Genomic DNA, 18,446 nt, shown 5'->3' with positions numbered 1-18,446 from the left:
GGCGCAGTGGGCAACTCATGTGCTCGTCACGGGGGTTGCCGCGCACCACGGGGGCGGGCTTGTGGGGGACGTGATGGATTTCGGCACGCCGGGCAGCATGCACGCCCCGGCCGAACTCGCCTGGCTGCGCGGGGTCGACGCCTGCACCATGGGCGCCTATCCGCAGGCCGAGGAGGAGTTCCGGGCGGCCGTACGACTCGATCCCTCCATGGCCGACGCATGGCTGGGCCTGCACGCGCTCCGGATCGACACCGGCAACGCGTTACTTCGCATGTACGCCCACCGGGACCGGTTCGGCGAGCAGCGCGCCCGGCACCGCCGGACGCTGAACTCCTGGTACTGGCTGGGCTGGTGGGTGCAACCGGTGCTGGAGAGCCCGCGGGACCTGCTCCTCGCCCATGCCTCGCACTGGCTGGACGGCCGCCACGTGCCCGAGCTGGACCAGGCGCTGGCCGCGCTGCCACCGGTGGACACCGATGCGCAGGTTCGGTTCCTGCACGCCTGCCGGGCCTATCTGGTCAAGGACTGGGAGCAGCTGGTCCGGCACACCGAGCCACTGGTGAACGATCCGCTGCTGGGCATCGAGGCCGGGCTGTTCGGCGGGATGGCGCGGGTCCGGCTGGAGATGTACGGGCAGGCGGAGCCGATGCTGGCGGCGGCGCTGATGCGCTGTCGCAGTGAGCAGCCCCAGCGCAAGGAGCTGCGGTACTGGCTGGCGCGGGCGCGGGAGGGCACCGGGCGCACTGCGGCGGCGCTGCCGCTGTACCGGGCGGTGCACCGGGTGGATCCCTCGTTCATGGACACCGCGGCCCGGTTGACGGCCATCGAGGACGGCGACGACACGGACGGCATGGCCGATCTGGCGGGGCTCGCCGGGTACGCCGGGTACGGGGGCTACGCCGGGCACGGCCCGTCCCCGGCGGGAGGGGACTTCGCGGCGGTCGCGCTGGGCGGCGGGCCCGTCCAGGACATCGCGGCGGACGGTCAGGTGGAGCCCGATCCGCCGGCTCCGCCCCCTCCCCCGGCGGAGCGGGTGGAGGGCGGCGTGCGGCGCAAGGTGTCCGTCCCGCCGCAGGGCACGCCCGGGGGGCTGCCGACCGGGCCGGCGGACCCGGCGGCGCTCGCGGAGGCGCTGGCGGAGCTGGAGCGGATGGTGGGCCTGGAGCCGGTGAAGCGGCAGGTGAAGGCGCTCTCCGCACAGCTGCACATGGCGCGGCTGAGGGCGGGTCAGGGGCTGCCCGTGCAGCCGCCGAAACGGCATTTCGTGTTCTCGGGGCCGTCCGGTACCGGGAAGACGACGGTGGCCAGGATCCTGGGCCGGGTCTTCTACGCGCTGGGCCTGCTCGGCGGCGACCATCTGGTGGAGGCCCAGCGGGCCGACCTCGTGGGCGAGTTCCTCGGGCAGACCGCGGTGAAGGCGAACGAGCTGATCGATTCGGCGATCGGCGGGGTGCTGTTCGTGGACGAGGCGTACTCGCTGTCGAACTCGGGCTACAGCAAGGGCGACGCGTACGGCGACGAGGCCCTGCAGGTGCTGCTGAAGCGGGCCGAGGACAACCGGGACCACCTGGTGGTGATCCTGGCGGGCTACCCGGCCGGGATGGACCGGCTGCTGGCCGCCAATCCGGGGCTGTCCTCGCGCTTCACGACCCGGGTGGACTTCCCCAGCTACCGGCCGCTGGAACTGACCGCGATCGGCGGGGTGCTGGCGGACGCGAACGGGGACCACTGGGACGAGGAGGCGCTGGAGGAGCTGCGCAGCATCAGCGGGCACGTGGTGGAGCAGGGCTGGATCGACGAGCTGGGCAACGGGCGCTTCCTGCGGACCCTGTACGAGAAGAGCTGCGCGTACCGGGACCTGCGGCTGGCGGGCTTTCCGGGTGAGCCGTCGCGGGACGACCTGGCGACGCTGCGGCTGCCGGACCTGATGCAGGCGTACGGGGAGGTCCTGTCGGGCCGCGGCCCGCAGGAACGGCCGGATCCGCCGCCGTTGTAGGGGCCGGGCAGGGCGCCGCGCGGGGTGTTCCCCCCGGCCGGGGCCCGGACCCGGGCCCCGAACGCCGGACGGGCTGGAAGATCCGGCTTCGCCGGCGTTCGGGGCGCGGGGTGCGCGGGGCGGAGCCCCGGCAGCGGGTCCGCAGGGCGGTGGCTACGCGCCCCGGACGTACGCGCGGTGGGCCGGGTCGCGGACCTCGCCGACCAGCATCTCCAGGACGTCCTCCAGGGCGACCAGGCCGAGGACCCGGCCCCCCGGGTCCGCGACCTGCGCCAGGTGGGTGGCGTCCCGGCGCATGACGCCGAGGGCGTCGTCCAGCGGGACGGTGGAGCACAGCGTGGTCATCCGCCGCCACACCCGCTGGGGCACCGCCCGCTCCCGGTCCTCCAGGTCCAGTACGTCCTTGACGTGCAGGTAGCCCATGAAGGCGCCGCTGTCGGCACGGACGGGGAAGCGGGAGTAGCCGGTGCGCACCGTCAGCTGCTCGATCTGGCGCGGGGTCACGTCCGGGCCGACCGTGACCAGCCGGTCCGGGCCGAGGAGGACGTCGGCGACGGGGCGGCTGCCCAGTTCCAGTGCGTCCTCCAGCCGCTCCTGCTCGACCGGCTCCAGGAGCCCGGCCTGCCGGGAGTCCTTGAGGAGCCGGCCCAGCTGGGCGGAGGTGTAGACGGCCTCGACCTCGTCCTTGGGCTCCACCTTGAAGAGCTTCAGGACGAGCTTGGCGCAGGCCCCGAGCGCGGTGGTGACCGGCCCGCACAGGCGGGCGAAGGCGACCAGGCCGGGGCTGAACCACAGCGCGGTCCTCTCCGGTGCGGCCATGGCCAGGTTCTTCGGCACCATCTCGCCGATGACCAGGTGCAGGAAGACCACGGCACTGAGCGCGAAGGCGTAACCCAGGGGGTGGATCAGGCCCTGCGGTACGTGGACGGCGTGGAAGACGGGTTCCAGCAGCCGGGCCACGGTGGGCTCGGCGACCGCGCCGAGGGTGAGCGAGCACATGGTGATGCCGAACTGCGCCGCGGCCATCATGCGGGGCAGGTTCTCCAGGCCGTGGAGCACCTGGCGGGCCCGCTTGGACTCGGCCGCGAGGGGCTCGATCTGGCTGCGCCGTACGGAGACGAGCGCGAACTCGGCGCCGACGAAGAAGCCGTTGGCAAGGACCAGGAGCAGGGCGAAGAGGAGCTGGAGCGCGTTCATCGGGCGGCGCCTTCGAGCTCGGCCCGCTCGGGTTCGTACGCGGCCGTGCCGTCGGCCCCGGCGGTGGGCCGGTAGGTACCGGCGGCGGGCACCGCCGCCTGCCGGACCAGCCGGACCCGCTCGGCGCGGTTGCGGCCTACGCGGCGGACGGACAGCTTCCAGCCGGGGAGCTCCGCACGGTCCCCGGGGGCGGGGATCCGGCCGAGCAGGTCGGCGACGAGGCCGGCGACGGTCTCGTACGGGCCTTCGGGTACTTCCAGGCCTATCCGGCGCAGGGTCTGCACCCGGCAGCTTCCGTCGGCCTCCCAGGAGGGGCGGCCGTCCTCGGCCGGTACCGCGGCCAGTTCGGGGGTCTCGTCCTCGGCGAAGTCGTGCTCGTCGCGGACCTCTCCGACGAGCTCCTCCACGATGTCCTCGAGCGTGACGACGCCGGCCGTGCCGCCGTACTCGTCGACGACCACGGCCATCGGCTGCTCGCTGCGCAGCCGCTCCAGCAGCGGCTGCACCGGCAGGGAGCCGGGCACCAGCAGCGGGGCGACGCAGATCCGGCTCACGCAGGTGCGGTCGCGTTCGGACTCGGGCACGGCGAGGGCGTCCTTGAGGTGGACCACGCCGGCGATCTCGTCGATGCGGTCGCGGTAGACCGGGAAGCGGGACAGGCCCGTGGCGCGGGTCAGGTTGAGCACGTCGGCCGCGGTGGCCGTGTGCATCAGGGCGCTGACCCTCACCCGGGGGGTCATGACGTGCTGGGCCGTGAGCTCGCCCAGCGAGAGGGTGCGTACGAAGAGGTCGGCGGTGTCCTGTTCGAGGGCGCCGGCCTGGGCCGAATGGCGGACCAGGGAGAGCAGTTCGCCGGGGGTCCGGGCGGAGGCCATCTCCTCGGTCGGTTCCACGCCGAGCGCCCGCACGAGGCGGTTGGCCACGGCGTTGAGGCCGGCGATGACGGGCCGGAAGGCCCGGGAGAAGGCGTGCTGGGGGCCGGCGACGAAGCGGGCCACCTGGAGCGGCCGGGAGACCGCCCAGTTCTTCGGTACGAGCTCGCCGACGACCATCTGGACGGCGGAGGCGAGCAGCATGCCGATGACGACGGCGACGCCGGAGACGGCTCCCTGCGGCAGGCCGGTCGCGGCGAGCGGCCCGGCCAGCAGTGCGGCGAGGGCGGGCTCGGCGAGCATGCCGACCACGAGGGAGGTGATGGTGATGCCGAGCTGGGTGCCGGAGAGCTGGAAGGACAGCTCCCGCAGGGCCTTGACCACCGTGCGGGCACGGCGGTCACCGTCGGCTGCGGCGCGTTCGGCCTCGGGTCGCTCGACGGTGACGAGGCCGAATTCGGCGGCCACGAAGAAACCGTTGGCGAGGATGAGGGCGAAGGCCGCCGCGAGAAGAAGTAGCGGGATGGTCATGCCGCCGCCTCCGGGGGGAGGGCGGCGCGGGTACTACCGGACGATCCGTCCATTGCTGGAGGGAGTCACTCCTCGAGTCGCAGGTGCCCACGGGCCACGAGGTCCCGGGGCCGGTGGGAGGGCGCACGGCTGCGCCCCGCCACCAGGGTAGTCATTGAGATCCCGGCCGCAACGGTAGGCGGCCACGAGGATCGGCCGACTCAGTGGTCGCCGGCACCCGTTCCGCGGGCTTCGGCCAGGGCGCGCAGGGCGCGCGCGTCGCCGATCGCCTGCTGCCTGGCCACGCCCGGCTGGATGCCGAGGGCGGGCAGGCTGGTGCCGTCGCTGAGGTCGAGGAACACCCACGGGTCGCCGGGGCGGAGGTTGACCCTCAGGATCTGGGCCCATGCCAGGCGCCGGGTGGTGGTCAGGTTGACGACCGTGACGCCGGTCTCGTCCGCGACGACCTTGGGGCGGCTGAGCAGGACGAGTACGGAGCTGAGCAGGACGGCGGTGAAGACGAAGCTGATCCGCTCGCCGGGGCTGAGGTTCTCCAGCAGCAGGGCGATCCCCGTGATGGTGGCGAACATGGCGAGACCGACGCCCAGCAGGACGACCCGGGTGCGGGTCGGCCGGAATGTGACCGGCAGGGTGGGTGTGACGGGCTGGGCGGCGGACTCGGCCATGGTGCGTTGCCTTCTGGAGGTGGCGTGGGGATCGGGGGCGGGCGGGCCGGGACGGCTCGCCGGAAGGCCCCTCAGAGACGGCAGGCGTGGATCGAGGTGGTGAGGATCGCGCGCGCGCCGAGCTCGTACAGGTCGTCCATGATCCGCTGGGCTTCCTTGGCGGGGACCATCGCGCGGACCGCGACCCAGCCCTCGTTGTGCAGCGGGGAGACGGTCGGCGACTCGAGGCCCGGGGTGAGGGCGACCGCGCGCTCGAGGTGCTCGGCGCGGCAGTCGTAGTCCATCATCACGTAGCTGCGGGCCACCAGGACGCCCTGCAGGCGGCGCAGGAACTGCTGGACCTGCGGGTCGTCGGCGTCGGCGCCGTTGCCGCGGACGACGACGGCCTCGGAGGTGAGGATCGGCTCGCCGATGACCTCGAGGCCGGCGTTGCGCAGGCTGGTGCCGGTCTCGACGACGTCCGCGATGATCTGGGCGACGCCGAGCTGGATGGCGGTCTCGACCGCGCCGTCGAGGTGTACGACGGAGGCGTCGATGCCCTTCTCGGCGAGGTGCTTGGCGACGATTCCCTCGTAAGAGGTCGCGATCGTCATGCCGTTGAAGTCCTCGGGGCCCTTCGCCGTGCCGGGGGTGGTGGCGTAGCGGAAGGTGGAGCGGCCGAAGTTCAGCGGCAGGATCTCCTCGGCGCTGGCGCCGGAGTCGAGCAGCAGGTCGCGGCCGGTGATGCCGATGTCGAGCTTGCCCGAGGAGACGTAGATCGCGATGTCCTTGGGGCGGAGGTAGAAGAACTCCACCTCGTTCTCGGGGTCGACGACCACGAGCTCCTTGGACTCCTTGCGCATCCGGTAGCCGGCCTCATGGAGCATCGCCGACGCCGGTCCGGAGAGTGAACCCTTGTTGGGGACGGCGATGCGCAGCATGGGGCTTCCTTTGGTGCGTGGATTACGGGTGACGGGCGGGTGTGCGTGCCGGGGCTCAGAGGTGCGCGTAGACGTCGTCGAGGGAGATCCCGCGCGCCACCATCATCACCTGGACGTGGTAGAGCAGCTGGGAGATCTCCTCGGCGGCGGCTTCCTTGCCCTCGTACTCGGCGGCCATCCAGACCTCTGCGGCCTCCTCGACGACCTTCTTGCCGATGGCATGGACGCCCTTGTGGACGAGCTCGGCGGTGCGGGAGGTGCTGGGGTCGCCGTTGGCGGCCTTGAGCTGGAGCTCGGCGAAGAGTTCTTCGAAGCTCTTGGAGGGTGTGTTCGCCATGATGGTCCTCAGAATACGGGGTATCCCGTCGCCACTCAGCGCCAGGGTTCGCTGACGGTCCGCAGGGTCATGGCCGTGGAGACGGCGGCGGTGACCGCTTCGTGCCCCTTGTCCTCGTTCGACCCCTCGAGTCCGGCGCGGTCCAGCGCCTGCTCGTCGTTGTCGCAGGTCAGTACTCCGAAGCCGACGGGGACTCCGGTGTCGATCGACACCTGTACCAGGCCCTGGGTGACGCCCTGGCAGACGTAGTCGAAGTGCGGGGTGCCGCCGCGGATGACCACTCCGAGGGCGACGATGGCATCGTATCCGCGACCGGCCAGTACCTTCGCCACGACCGGGAGCTCGAAGCTGCCGGGGACGCGGAGCAGGGTGGGCTCGTCGATGCCCAGCTCGTGCAGGGCCCGCAGGGCTCCGTCGACCAGCCCGTCCATGACCTTCTCGTGCCACTGGGCCGCGATCACGGCGACTCGGAGGTCTCCGCAGTTCTTCACGCTCAGTTCGGGTGCGCCCTTGCCGCTCACAGCTCTGCTCCTCGGTGGTTCGTGATGGTTCGTAGTGGTTCGTAAGGGTGGATCTACGTACGGGTGGTGGTGCGTGCCTACTGGTTGCCGCAGGCGGAGGTGGTCACGGGCCCGTCCAGCCAGGGCAGGTCGTGGCCCATCCGGTCCCGCTTGGTGCGCAGGTACCGCAGATTGTGCTCGCCGGCCTCCATCGGCATCGGCTCCCGGCTGGTGACCGTGATGCCGTGGCGGACGAGGGCGTCGGACTTCTCGGGGTTGTTGGTCATCAGCCGGACGCTGTGCACGCCGAGGTCGGCGAGGATCTGGGCCCCGGCGCCGTAGTCGCGGGCGTCGGCGGGCAGGCCGAGTTCCAGGTTGGCGTCGAGGGTGTCGCGGCCGCGCTCCTGGAGCTCGTACGCGCGCAGCTTGGACAGGAGTCCGATGCCTCGGCCCTCGTGGCCGCGCAGGTAGACGACGATGCCGCGGCCCTCGGTCTTGATGCGTTCCATGGAGGCGTGCAGCTGGGGGCCGCAGTCGCAGCGCTGGGAGGCGAAGATGTCGCCGGTCAGGCACTCGGAGTGCATGCGGACCAGGATGTCGGCGCCGTCGCCGATCTCGCCGTGGACGAGGGCGACGTGCTCGACGCCGTCGACGGTGGAGCGGTAGCCGTACGCGGTGAAGTCACCGAAGGAGGTCGGCAGGCTGACCTCGGCCTCGCGGCGCACGGTGGGCTCGGCGGAGCGGCGGTAGGCGATCAGGTCCTCGATGGAGATGATCGTCAGGCCGTGCTTGCGGGCGAAGGGGATCAGCTCGGGCAGGCGCAGCATGACGCCGTCCTCGCCGGCGATCTCCACGATGGCGCCGGCCGGGCGCAGGCCCGCGAGGCGGGCGAGGTCGACGGCGGCCTCGGTGTGGCCGTTGCGGACCAGGACGCCGCCGGGCTTGGCACGCAGGGGGAAGACGTGGCCGGGGCGGACGAAGTCGCCGGGCTCGGAGACCCCGTCGGCGAGCAGCCGCAGGGTGGTGGCGCGGTCGGCGGCCGAGATGCCGGTGGAGACGCCGTGGGCGGCGCTCGCGTCGACGGAGACGGTGAAGGCGGTCTTCATCGACTCGGTGTTGTTCTGGACCATCTGGGGGAGTTCGAGCCGGTCCAGCTCCGGGCCCTCCATGGGGGCGCAGATCAGGCCGCGGCACTCGCTCATCATGAAGGCGATGATCTCGGGGGTGGCCTTCTCGGCGGCGATGACGAGGTCGCCCTCGTTCTCGCGGTCCTCGTCGTCGACGACGACGATGGGGCGGCCCGCCGCGATGTCGCGGATGGCCTGCTCGACGGGGTCGAGGCGGAAGGTCTCTTCGGGGATGTCGGGCACGGGCTTGAGGCTGGTCATGCCGTTGCTCCTTCCAGGGCCGGGGCGGGGGTGGTGCGGGAGCGCTGGTACCAGTCGTACGCGCCCCACAGCACGAGGGCGAAGTACACGACGTAGACGAGGCCGGAGAAGACCAGGCCTCCGTTGAAGGCGAGGGGGACGCCGACCAGGTCGACGAGGAGCCAGGCGAACCAGAACTCGACGAGGCCGCGGGCCTGGGCGACCATCGCGACGATGGTGCCGACGAAGATGTACGCGTCGGCCCACGGGCTCCACGACAGGTCCGGGTAGAGGGTGAAGAGGCCGCCGACCGCGAGGGTGCCGAGCGCGGCGCCGCCCAGGAGCAGCGCGCGCTCCTTCCAGCCGGCGGTCCGCACGGCGATCGAGCCGTCCTGGGCCTTCTGGCGGCCGAGCTGCCAGGCGCGCCAGCCGAAGACGGCCACGCCGATGACGAGGAGCTGCTTGCCGACGCCGCCGGCGAGGTGCGCGGAGGCGTAGGCGGCGATGAGGATCAGGCCGGAGAGGAGCTGGGCGGGCCAGGTCCATATGGAGCGGCGCCAGCCGAGGGCGAGCGCGGCCAGGCCCATCAGGTTGCCGATCATGTCGGACCAGATGACCTTCTGGCCGAAGACGGTGAAGGCCTCCGCGTTGAGCCAGGTCAGGGCGTTCACCGGTCGTCTCCCGTCGCGTGCAGCGGGTTCACGCCGGCGGCCAGCAGGCGCTCGACGTACTTCGCGAGGACGTCGACCTCGAGGTTGACCGGGTCGCCGCTCTTCTTGGTACCGAGCGTCGTCAGCGCGAGGGTGGTGGGGATGAGGCTGATGGTGAACCAGTCCGCTGCGGCCTCGACCACGGTGAGGCTGACGCCGTCGACGGTGATGGAGCCCTTCTCGACGACGTAGCGGGAGAGGTTCTCGGGGAGGGCGACCTTGACGATCTCCCAGTGTTCCGAGGGGGTCCGGGAGAGGATCTCGCCGGTGCCGTCCACGTGACCCTGGACCAGGTGGCCGCCGAGCCGTCCGCCGAGGGCCATCGGGCGCTCCAGGTTGACCCGGGAGCCCTTGGTCAGGGCGCCGAGGCTGGAGCGGTTGAGGGTCTCCTGCATGACGTCGGCGGTGAACTCGCCGTCCGCGGTCTCGACGACGGTCAGGCAGACGCCGTTGACCGCGATGGAGTCTCCGTGCTTGGCGCCCTCGGTGACGAGGGGGCCGCGCAGCCGGAAGCGGGAGGCTTCCTCGAGCTGCTCGACAGCGGTGACCTCGCCCAGTTCTTCGACGATTCCGGTGAACACTCAGTGCTCCTTGGTGGCGGGGGTGTGGGTGGGGGCGTTGCCTGGGGCGGGAACTGCGGTGATGCGGAGATCGGGGCCGATGCGAACGGCCTCGGTGATGTCGAGGCGCAGCGCACCGGAGATGTTCTTGATCCCGGCGTCGGCGAGGGCCGCGGGGCCGGCGCCGAGGAGGGCCGGGGCGATGTAGCCGATGACGCGGTCGACGGCGCCGGCTTCGAGGAGGGCGCCGGCCAGCGTGGGCCCGCCTTCCAGCAGGACGGAGCGCACGCCGCGCAGGTGCAGGTGGGTGAGGAGGTCGTGAAGGCCGATGCGGCCGTCGTGCAGGGGCAGCCGGAGCAGTTCGGCGCCGGTCAGGTGCCGGGTGTCGGCGTCCTCGCCGACGACGAGCAGGGTGGGCGCGGCGTCGTCGAGGATGCGGGCGGTCGGCAGGATGGTGGCGCGGGTGTCGAGGGCGATCCGCAGCGGCTGCGTCGCGCCGTCGACGCCGCGCACGGCGAGGTGCGGATCGTCGGCGCGCAGGGTGCCGCCGCCGACCAGGACGGCGTCGCTCTCGGCGCGCAGCCGGTGGACGTCGGCCCGGGACTCGGCGGAGCTGATCCAGCGGCTGCTGCCGTCCGCGGCGGCGCTGCGGCCGTCGAGGGTGGCGGCGTACTTCCAGGTGACGTGCGGCCGGCCGAGGCGTACGGAGGTCAGCCAGGCGGCGTTGCCCGCCTCGGCCTCGTCCGCGAGCAGCCCGGCCGTGGCGGGGATCCCGGCGGCGCGCAGGGTGGCGCCGCCACCGCTGGCCTGCGGGTTCGGGTCGGAGACGGCGTAGTGCACGCGGGCGATCCCGGCTTCGGCGAGGGCGCGGGCGCAGGGCCCCGTACGGCCGGTGTGGTTGCAGGGCTCGAGGGTGACGTAGGCGGTGCCGCCGCGGGCGGCCCCGCCTGCCGCGCGCAGGGCGTGGACCTCGGCGTGCGGGCCGCCGGCCCGCTCGTGCCAGCCCTCGCCGACGATCGCGCCCGAGGCGTCGGTGATGACGCAGCCGACGACCGGGTTGGGGCTGGTGGAGCCGAGTCCGCGCGCGGCGAGCTCGACGGCTCGGCGCATGGCACGGGTGTCCGCGTCGGGTGCTGCGTGCGCGGCGTGTGTCGCCACCGGGTCCTCCTGCCTCATCGGGCACGGACTCCGGGGCCTGTCGGGATACGACAGATGAAGCGGTACAGCACGCGGGGACGCCGAGGCCGGAAAAACGGTTCGAACGGGCATATCCGCAGGGATATGCCGACGAACCGCCGACGGCGGCGTACCGGTGACTGGCCCGCCGCGCACTGCCTCCCATCCGGACTTTAACCGTCGGTCCAGGAATCTCACCTGGTCAACCGGCCGCTGGCTGCGGACGGGTCGCGGACTATAACCGCCGGTTCGGAATTACACCGACCCCGGAGTGCGCTGCTACTGGTACTCCAGCCAGTTTGCCACGGGTGATCCGCCGCCATGCAGGCGATGCGGTGTGGCCTGGCTCACAGGAGGGTCGGTACCGGTGCGGACTTTGTCAAGTGGGACGACGTTGGTCCAGACCTATTGACGGGGTGGTCTAGTCCTCTTAACGTTCCCTTCATCTCCCCGGGAACAGCCCGTCAGATGTGCGCACGTCACGGGCCAACACGCTTCTGCACCACTCCTGTTGCCTGATGTTGTGTCCAGTTGTGTCCTGCATCCTCCCCTCCCCAGGAGGCACAATGCCGTCCCCCACACGTACGAGAGCACTGCTCCTGGCATCCGGCGCCGCAATCGCCGGACTCCTGGTGGGCGGGCTCTCGGCGGGCGTCTCGCACGCGGCCGACAACGAGAGCTGTCGCCCCGACGGGCTGTACAAGACCGCCGGTGTCGACGTCCCGTACTGCTCGGTCTACGACTCCGAAGGCCGCGAGAAGATGGGCGCCGACCACCAGCGCCGCGTCATCGGATATTTCACCGGCTGGCGCACCGGCAAGGACGGCACCCCCGCCTACCTCGCCAACAACATCCCGTGGGCCAAGGTCACCCACCTGAACTACGCCTTCGCCCACGTGGGCGCCGACAACAAGATCTCCGTCGGCTCGGACAACGTGAACAACGCCGCCACCGGGATGACCTGGCCCGGCGTCGCGGGCGCCGAGATGGACCCGGCCCTCCCCTACAAGGGCCACTTCAACCAGCTGACGAAGTTCAAGAAGCAGTACCCGGGCGTCAAGACGCTGATCTCGGTCGGCGGCTGGGCGGAGACCGGCGGCCACTTCGGCGACGACGGCAACCGGGTCGCCTCCGGCGGCTTCTACTCGATGGCCACCAACGCGGACGGCTCCGTCAACCAGGCCGGCATCGACACCTTCGCCGACTCCTCGGTCGAGTTCATCCGCAAGTACGGGTTCAACGGCGTCGACATCGACTACGAGTACCCGACCACCATGAAGGACGCCGGCAACCCGCTGGACTGGCAGCTGGCCAACGCCCGCCGCGCCGGCCTGGTCCAGGGCTACGCGGCCCTGATGAAGTCCCTGCGCGAGAAGCTCGACCGCGCGGGCGCCGCCGACGGCAAGCACTACCTGCTCTCCGTCGCCGCCCCCTCCTCCGGCTACCTGCTGCGGGGCATGGAGACGTTCCAGGTCCAGAAGTACCTGGACTACGTCAACATCATGTCCTACGACCTGCACGGCGCCTGGAACGAGTACGTCGGCCCCAACGCCTCGCTCTTCGACGACGGCAAGGACGGCGAACTCGCCGCCGCCGGCGTCTACTCCACCTCCCAGTACGGCGGCATCGGCTACCTCAACACCGACTGGGCCTACCACTACTTCCGCGGCTCCATGCCGGGCGGCCGCATCAACATCGGCCTGCCCTACTACACCCGCGGCTTCAAGAACGTGCAGGGCGGCACCGACGGCCTGTGGGGCAAGGCTCCCGCCACCACCTGCCCGGCCGGCGCGGGCCTGACCAAGTGCGGCGACGGCGCGGTCGGCATCGACAACCTGTGGCACGACAAGGACACCAACGGGGTCGAGTCCCCGGCGGGCTCCAACCCGATGTGGCACGCCAAGAACCTGGAGAAGGGCGTGGTCGGCGACTACGTCACCACGTACGGCTTCCCGGCGAACACCACGCTGACCGGCACCTACGTCCGCAAGTACGACTCCACCCTGGTGGCGCCGTGGCTGTGGAACGCGCAGAAGAAGGTCTTCCTCTCCACCGAGGACGAGCAGTCGGTGGCCGCCAAGGCCGACTACGTGGTGAACAAGGGCATCGGCGGCACGATGGTCTGGGAGCTCGCGGGCGACTACTCGTACAACGCGGCCAAGGGCCAGTACGAGATGGGCGACACGCTCACCGACACGATGTACCAGAAGTTCAAGTCGGCCTCCCCCTACGGCGCGAAGAAGGCGGGCGCGACCGCGCTGCCGACCCAGGCCGTGGACATCAGGACGGAGTTCACCGAGTTCAAGCTGGGCGACTCCAACTACCCCCTCACCCCGAAGCTGAAGATCACCAACAACACGAACGCCACCCTGCCCGGCGGCACCGAGTTCCGGTTCGACTACGGCACCTCGGCCCCGAACAACGCCTCCGACCAGTCCGGCTTCGGCACGACGGTGATCAGCAGCGGCCACACCGGCACCAACGTCGGCGGCCTGAAGGGCGACTTCCAGCGGGTCTCCCTGAAGCTCCCGGCCTGGCAGACCCTGGCCCCCGGCGCCTCCGTCGACCTGGCGTTCAACTACTACCTGCCGGTGTCCACCCCCTCCAACTGGACGGTGAACATCTCCGGCACCACCTACGCCCTCGCCGGGGACCTGGCCCGCGGCACCACGCCCGTCCAGCCCGGCGGCGGCACCCAGCCCCCCACCGCTCCCCCGACCACCCCGCCCACCACTCCCCCCACGACCCCGCCGACCACGCCCCCGGGCGGGACCTGCACCAACCCGGCGTACGCGGCGGGCACCGTCTACAACAGCGGCAACCTCGTCTCGCACAAGGGCCGCAACTGGAAGGCCCAGTGGTGGACGCAGAACGAAGAGCCCGGCACCACCGGTGACTGGGGCGTCTGGAAGGACGAGGGCGCCTGCTGACCCCCTGCGCCCCGAAATCCCTGATCCCTGACCTGATCCCTGATCCCTGAGTGGGCGTGAGGACCCGGTGGCCCGGCGGCCACCGGGTCCTCGCACGTCCGCGCGCACCCGGCCTCGTACGCTGCTGAGGTGATCACACACGTCACCGCGTCCGACGCGGACTTCGAGGAAAACCGTGCCCGGATGTTCGGCATCGCCTACCGCATGCTCGGCAGCGCCGCGGAGGCCGAGGACACCGTGCAGGACGCGTACCTGCGCTGGGTGTCCGCGGACCGCGAGGACATCGAGCACCCGGGAGCCTGGCTCGCCAAGGTCGTCACGAACCTGTGTCTCAACACCCTCACCTCGGCGCGGGTCCGGCGCGAGGAGTACGTCGGCCCCTGGCTCCCGGAACCCGTCCTCACCGGGGACGGCGCACTCGGCCCGCTGGAGTCCGCGGAGCAGCGGGACAGCGTGTCCATGGCCCTGCTGGTGCTGCTGGAGCAGCTCACCCCGGTCGAGCGGGCCGTCTACGTCCTGCGCGAGGCCTTCGCCTACAGCCACCGGGAGATCGCCGCAGTGCTGGACCTCACCGAGGCGAACTGCCGGCAGCTCTACCGGCGCGCGGCGGGCCGGGTGGCCGCCGAACGGGCGGCCGAGCCCGAGCGGCGCCTCCCGCCGGACCCCGAACGGTGGCAGAGCCTCGTGGAAACCTTCATGACGGCGGCGCGCGGCGGGGACCTGGCCCGGCTGGAGGGACTGCTGACAGCCGACGTCCGCTTCGTGTCGGACGGCGGCGGCGTGGTCAGGGCGGCGCTGCGGCCGGTCCTGGGGCGGGACAAGGTGGCCCGGTTCACGATCGGGTTGCTCAAGAAGTACGCCGGGGACCTGGCGGTCAGCTTCGCGGAGATCAACGGATCGCCCGCCTTGCTGTTCGGCGAGGAGGCCGTTCTTCTGGTGGAATTCGAGAACGGGCTGGTCAGCGGCCTCAGCACGGTACTCAACCCGGAGAAGCTGGAATACCTCCAGCGCCAGCTGTCACATTCCTGAGAGCTGTCCGGTCTCCGCTGCTGAAGGAACCACATCGGCGAAAGGCGGACCCCATGAGCACCATCCTCGTCACCGGAGGCACCGGCACCCTCGGCGTGCAGGTCGTCGAACGGCTGCGGCGGAACGCGGGCCACGAGGTCCGCGCACTGAGCCGGCACGCCCCGGACTACCCGGTCGACCTGAAGGACGGCAGCGGGCTGGACGCGGCGATGGCGGGCGCGGAGGTCGTCGTGCACTGCGCGAGCAACACGCGGGGAGGAGGCAAGGACGACGACCTCACCACCCGGAACCTCATCGACGCGGCCCGGCGGGCGGGGACCGTCACCAACATCGTCTACATCTCGATCGTCGGGGTGGACGTGGTGCCGTTCGGCTACTACCGGAAGAAGCTCCAGGTGGAGCGGCTGCTGGAGGCGTCCGGGCTGGGCGTGACCATCCTGCGCACGACGCAGTTCCACGACCTGGTGGCGCAGCTGGTGGACGTGGTGGCGAAGCTGCCGCTCGTACCGGTGCCGGTGCCCGGCGGGGTGCGGGTGCAGCCGATCGCCGTCGCGGAGGTCGCCGACCGCCTGGCCCAGCTGGCGGTCCCGACCCCGTCGGGGCGGGTCACGGACATGGGCGGCCCGGAGATCCACACCCTGCCGGACCTGGCCCGCACCTACCTGGCGGCAACGGGCCGCCCCCGCCGGGTGCTTGCCTTCCCCTTGGCGGGCAAGGCCTACGCGGCCTTCAAACGGGGCGGCAACCTGACCCCGTCCCACGCGGTGGGCCGCATCACGTTCGAGGAATTCGCGGCGGGTCGGGGGCGGTGAGGCCGGGGCCGGGGCGGTCGGGGGCGGGGGCGGGGGCGGGGGGGGGGGGGGGGGGGGGGGGGGGGGGGGGGGGGGGGGGTGGGGGGGGGGCGGGGGGGGGGCCGCCCCCCCCCCCCCCCCCCCCCCCCCCCCCCCCCCGCCGCGCCCGGGGGGGGGCGGGGGGGGGGGGGGGGGCCCCCGCGCCGCCCCCCCCCCCCCCCCCCCCCCCCCCCCCCCCCCCCCCGGCTCCCGCCGCCCCGGACCCCCGCCGCGCCGCCGCGCCGCCCGCCCCCGCCCGAGCAACTCCCGCCCACCGGAGCCCCCGCCCCACGTCACCGCCCCGACCGGCCCGCTCCCGCCGCCCCCACCCCCGGAGCCCGCCCTACCCCCCGAACAGCGCCGCCTGCGCTGCCTCCCGCGCCGCCAGCTTCGCTCCCGCCAGGACCGCCGGGTCGCCCAGGGTCGTTGCGCGGATCTCCGTCGGGACCGGGGTCAGTTTCGCCAGTCGGTGGGCGACCCTGGCCGCCAGGGCGGGGCCGCCTGCGCGGCCCAGTTCGCCCGCCAGCACCACGCAGCCCGGGTCCAGGATGGCCGCGGCCGCCGCCGCGCCCAGCGCGAGCCGTTCGGCCAGGGCCTCGAGGAACGCCTCCCCCGCGGCCCCGGCCACCGCCTCCTCGGCGGGGCCCGTGAAGCCGTGTGCGCGCGCCAGCGCGGTCACGGCCTCGCGGCCCGCCAAGGCATGGAACCCGCCCCCGCAGTCCGCGGCCGATGGCAGGCCGCCGGTGCCCGGCACCGGGAGGAAGCCGATCTCGCCGGCTCCGCCGGAGGCCCCCCGGCGCAGCCGGCCGTCCAGGACCACGGCCGCGCCCACGCCCGCGCCGAGCCACAGCAGGACGAAGGAGTCCAGGTCGCGGGCCACGCCCAGGCGCTGCTCGGCGAGAGCGGCCAGGTTGGTCTCGTTCTCCACCACGACCACGGCGGGCAGGCTCCGCTGCAGGGCACTGACCAGGTCCCGGTGCCAGGCCGGCAGGCCGCTGGTGTCGCGGAGTTCGCCGGTGGCCGGGGCGACCAGGCCCGGGGCGCCTATGACGACGGTGTGCAGCGCGGCGGCTCCTGCCTCGTGGCCGGTGCGCAGCAGGGCCGCCACCGCGTCCTCGGGGGCGCCGACGGGCAGGGCGGCTTCGGCGAGGGGGCGGCCGAGGAGGTCGGTGACGACGGCGGTGACCCGGTCGGTGCGCACGTCGAGGGCGGCCAGGTGGGCGCGGTCGGCGACGATCCCGTAGAGCTTGGCGTTGGGGCCGCGGCGCTGTTCGCCGGATTCGCCGGCGACCTCGACGAGCCCGGCTTCGGTGAGCCGGTCGACGAGGTCGGCGACCGAGGGGCGGGAGAGGCCGGTCATGGTTTTGAGCTGGGTGGCCGTCAGTGGCCCGGATTCCTGAAGGAGTTGCAGGGCGAGGCGGTCGTTGATGGCCCGGGCCGTGCTGGGCGAGGCGGGGGACGGTACCGGGGTGCGGGCAGGAGTCACGGCGCCCATCCTAGGAGTCGGGACCATTATCTATCAGGCAGGGTCCCTGATAGTTTAATGTCATGACCGGGGACACCGACCTCAGCCCGGCGCGCCTGCGCCATGCCCGCTACGCCATCGCCGCCGTGTTCTGCGTCCACGGCGCCGTCACCGGTTCCTTCGCGACCCGGATCCCCTGGATCCAGGAGCACGCCCAGCTCAGCGCGGGCACCCTGGGTCTGGCCCTGGCCGCCCCCGCCTTGGGCGCGGCCCTCGCGATGCCACTGGCCGGCCGGATCAACCACTGGCTCGGCGCCCGCACCGCGCTGCGGGTGCTGCTCTCGCTGTGGACCCTCTCGCTGATCCTGCCGAGCCTCGCCCCGAACCTGCCCGCCCTCTGCTGCGTGCTCTTCGTCTACGGAGCCACCGCCGGCATGTCGGACGTGGCGATGAACGCGCTGGGCGTGGAGACGGAGAACCGGCTGGGCCGCTCCGTCATGTCCTCGCTGCACGGCATGTGGAGCGTGGGCGCCCTGGTCGGTTCGGCCGCGGGCACCGTCGCCGCGCACACCGGGGTCGACGCCCGGCTGCACCACCTGGTCGCCGCGCTGGTGCTCACGGCGGCCGGGCTGATCGCCGTACAGGGTGTGCTGGACCTGAGGAGCGATCAGGAGGCGGAGGCTCCGCCACACTTCGCGCTGCCTCCGAAGTCGGCGCTGCTGATCGGGGCCGTCGGGTTCTGCGCGGTCTTCGCCGAGGGCGCGAGCCTGGACTGGTCGGCGGTCTACCTCCGGGACGTGCTGAACACCGACGCCGGTCTGGCGGCCGCCTCGACCACCGCCTTCGCGCTGACCATGGCCGTGGCCCGGCTGGTCGGGGACCGGGTGGTGGACCGCTTCGGCGCGGTGCGCACGGTCCGGGCGGGCGGGGTACTGGCCACGGTGGGCGGGCTGCTCGTGGTCGGGGTCCGGCATCCGGCCGGTGCGCTGGCCGGATTCGGGCTGATCGGGCTTGGTATCGCGGTGGTGGTTCCGCTGGCCTTCGCGGCGGCGGGGCGCAGCGGGCCGGCCCCGGCGCAGGCCATCGCCGGTGTCGCGACGATCACGTACACCTCGGGGCTGATCGCGCCGTCGGCGATCGGCGCGGTGGCGGATGCGACCTCGCTGGTGGTGTCCTTCGGGCTGGTCACCCTGCTGGCGTCCGCACTGATCGCGGGTGCCTCGGTACTGCGCCGGGGTACGCCGGTGGGGCAGGCTGGGGGCGGTCCCGGCGGGGGCAACGCGAAGAGCGGTCCCGCCGGACTCGACGAAGCTGCCCAAACCCGGCCGTAATATGTCGACCGGCCGCAGCGGCACGGATCC

General features: G+C 72.5%; 16 protein-coding genes and 1 riboswitch. Of the genes, 5 read left to right on the top strand and 11 right to left on the bottom strand.

Annotated elements, in window-relative coordinates; all coding sequences use genetic code 11:
• Nucleotides 1-73 precede the first annotated feature (73 nt).
• Nucleotides 74-1,996 (top strand): AAA family ATPase, encoded by a 1,923-nt coding sequence (locus ACGFZK_RS22445; protein ID WP_393850641.1) that lies wholly within the window; start codon nt 74-76, stop codon nt 1,994-1,996.
• A gap of 153 nt (nt 1,997-2,149) precedes the next feature.
• Here the strand turns inward: ACGFZK_RS22445 and ACGFZK_RS22440 are convergent, their stop codons facing one another.
• From ACGFZK_RS22440 to ribD, 10 genes are all read right to left on the bottom strand, one after another.
• Nucleotides 2,150-3,193 carry a hemolysin family protein gene (locus ACGFZK_RS22440; RefSeq protein WP_393850640.1) on the bottom strand — a complete coding sequence of 348 codons (1,044 nt, stop codon included), beginning with the start codon at nt 3,191-3,193 and terminating at the stop codon, nt 2,150-2,152.
• The gene (locus ACGFZK_RS22435; RefSeq protein WP_393850639.1) at nt 3,190-4,596 is read right to left on the bottom strand and encodes a hemolysin family protein; all 1,407 of its coding nucleotides are present in this window, start codon (nt 4,594-4,596) and stop codon (nt 3,190-3,192) included. Before ACGFZK_RS22435 ends, ACGFZK_RS22440 begins: the two co-directional genes overlap by 4 nt.
• Before the next feature lie 200 nt (nt 4,597-4,796).
• Complete coding sequence (locus ACGFZK_RS22430; RefSeq protein WP_393850638.1) at nt 4,797-5,261, bottom strand: PH domain-containing protein; 465 nt, start codon at nt 5,259-5,261, stop codon at nt 4,797-4,799.
• 71 nt (nt 5,262-5,332) lie between these two features.
• The gene (gene hisG / locus ACGFZK_RS22425) at nt 5,333-6,181 is read right to left on the bottom strand and encodes an ATP phosphoribosyltransferase (protein WP_393850637.1); all 849 of its coding nucleotides are present in this window, start codon (nt 6,179-6,181) and stop codon (nt 5,333-5,335) included.
• A gap of 55 nt (nt 6,182-6,236) precedes the next feature.
• Nucleotides 6,237-6,518, bottom strand: a complete 282-nt coding sequence (locus tag ACGFZK_RS22420) for a phosphoribosyl-ATP diphosphatase (RefSeq protein ID WP_393850636.1) — start codon at nt 6,516-6,518, stop codon at nt 6,237-6,239.
• A 35-nt stretch (nt 6,519-6,553) separates the two neighbouring features.
• On the bottom strand, nt 6,554-7,039 hold the full coding sequence (gene ribH, locus ACGFZK_RS22415) for a 6,7-dimethyl-8-ribityllumazine synthase (protein WP_007262951.1): 486 nt from the start codon (nt 7,037-7,039) through the stop codon (nt 6,554-6,556).
• A 77-nt stretch (nt 7,040-7,116) separates the two neighbouring features.
• The gene (locus tag ACGFZK_RS22410; protein ID WP_393850635.1) at nt 7,117-8,406 is read right to left on the bottom strand and encodes a bifunctional 3,4-dihydroxy-2-butanone-4-phosphate synthase/GTP cyclohydrolase II; all 1,290 of its coding nucleotides are present in this window, start codon (nt 8,404-8,406) and stop codon (nt 7,117-7,119) included.
• Complete coding sequence (locus tag ACGFZK_RS22405) at nt 8,403-9,056, bottom strand: nicotinamide riboside transporter PnuC (RefSeq protein WP_393850634.1); 654 nt, start codon at nt 9,054-9,056, stop codon at nt 8,403-8,405. Before ACGFZK_RS22405 ends, ACGFZK_RS22410 begins: the two co-directional genes overlap by 4 nt.
• Nucleotides 9,053-9,676, bottom strand: coding sequence for a riboflavin synthase (locus ACGFZK_RS22400; protein WP_393850633.1), 624 nt, complete (start codon nt 9,674-9,676; stop codon nt 9,053-9,055). The genes ACGFZK_RS22405 and ACGFZK_RS22400 overlap by 4 nt, the downstream gene beginning before the upstream one ends.
• Nucleotides 9,677-10,831: a bifunctional diaminohydroxyphosphoribosylaminopyrimidine deaminase/5-amino-6-(5-phosphoribosylamino)uracil reductase RibD gene (gene ribD / locus ACGFZK_RS22395; protein ID WP_393850632.1), complete on the bottom strand. Its 1,155-nt coding sequence runs from the start codon at nt 10,829-10,831 to the stop codon at nt 9,677-9,679.
• A 148-nt stretch (nt 10,832-10,979) separates the two neighbouring features.
• A riboswitch (FMN riboswitch) is annotated at nt 10,980-11,110 on the bottom strand.
• A gap of 287 nt (nt 11,111-11,397) precedes the next feature.
• Here ribD and ACGFZK_RS22390 point away from each other — a divergent pair.
• The 3 genes from ACGFZK_RS22390 to ACGFZK_RS22380 all read left to right on the top strand — a co-directional run bounded on the left by ACGFZK_RS22390 (nt 11,398) and on the right by ACGFZK_RS22380 (nt 15,602).
• Entirely contained in the window at nt 11,398-13,761 is a 2,364-nt protein-coding gene (locus tag ACGFZK_RS22390) for a chitinase C-terminal domain-containing protein (RefSeq protein WP_393850631.1), read from the top strand.
• Nucleotides 13,762-13,890: 129 nt separating this feature from the next.
• On the top strand, nt 13,891-14,790 hold the full coding sequence (locus ACGFZK_RS22385; RefSeq protein WP_393850630.1) for an RNA polymerase sigma-70 factor: 900 nt from the start codon (nt 13,891-13,893) through the stop codon (nt 14,788-14,790).
• A gap of 53 nt (nt 14,791-14,843) precedes the next feature.
• Complete coding sequence (locus ACGFZK_RS22380; RefSeq protein WP_393850629.1) at nt 14,844-15,602, top strand: SDR family oxidoreductase; 759 nt, start codon at nt 14,844-14,846, stop codon at nt 15,600-15,602.
• A 361-nt stretch (nt 15,603-15,963) separates the two neighbouring features.
• On the opposite strand, the gene ACGFZK_RS22375 is transcribed toward ACGFZK_RS22380, so the two are convergent.
• A complete protein-coding gene (locus tag ACGFZK_RS22375) occupies nt 15,964-17,115 on the bottom strand; it encodes an ROK family protein (RefSeq protein ID WP_393850628.1) in 1,152 nt (383 codons plus the stop codon).
• 53 nt (nt 17,116-17,168) lie between these two features.
• On the opposite strand from ACGFZK_RS22375, the gene ACGFZK_RS22370 reads away from it, so the two are divergent.
• Nucleotides 17,169-18,416 (top strand): MFS transporter, encoded by a 1,248-nt coding sequence (locus ACGFZK_RS22370; RefSeq protein ID WP_393850627.1) that lies wholly within the window; start codon nt 17,169-17,171, stop codon nt 18,414-18,416.
• Nucleotides 18,417-18,446 lie beyond the last annotated feature (30 nt).

It is taken from the genome of Streptomyces sp. NPDC048257 (assembly GCF_043201855.1).
Classification (GTDB): Bacteria; Actinomycetota; Actinomycetes; order Streptomycetales; family Streptomycetaceae; genus Streptomyces.
The sequence above is the reverse complement of the archived record's forward strand: the minus strand, read 5'-3'. Positions and strand labels throughout refer to the sequence as shown.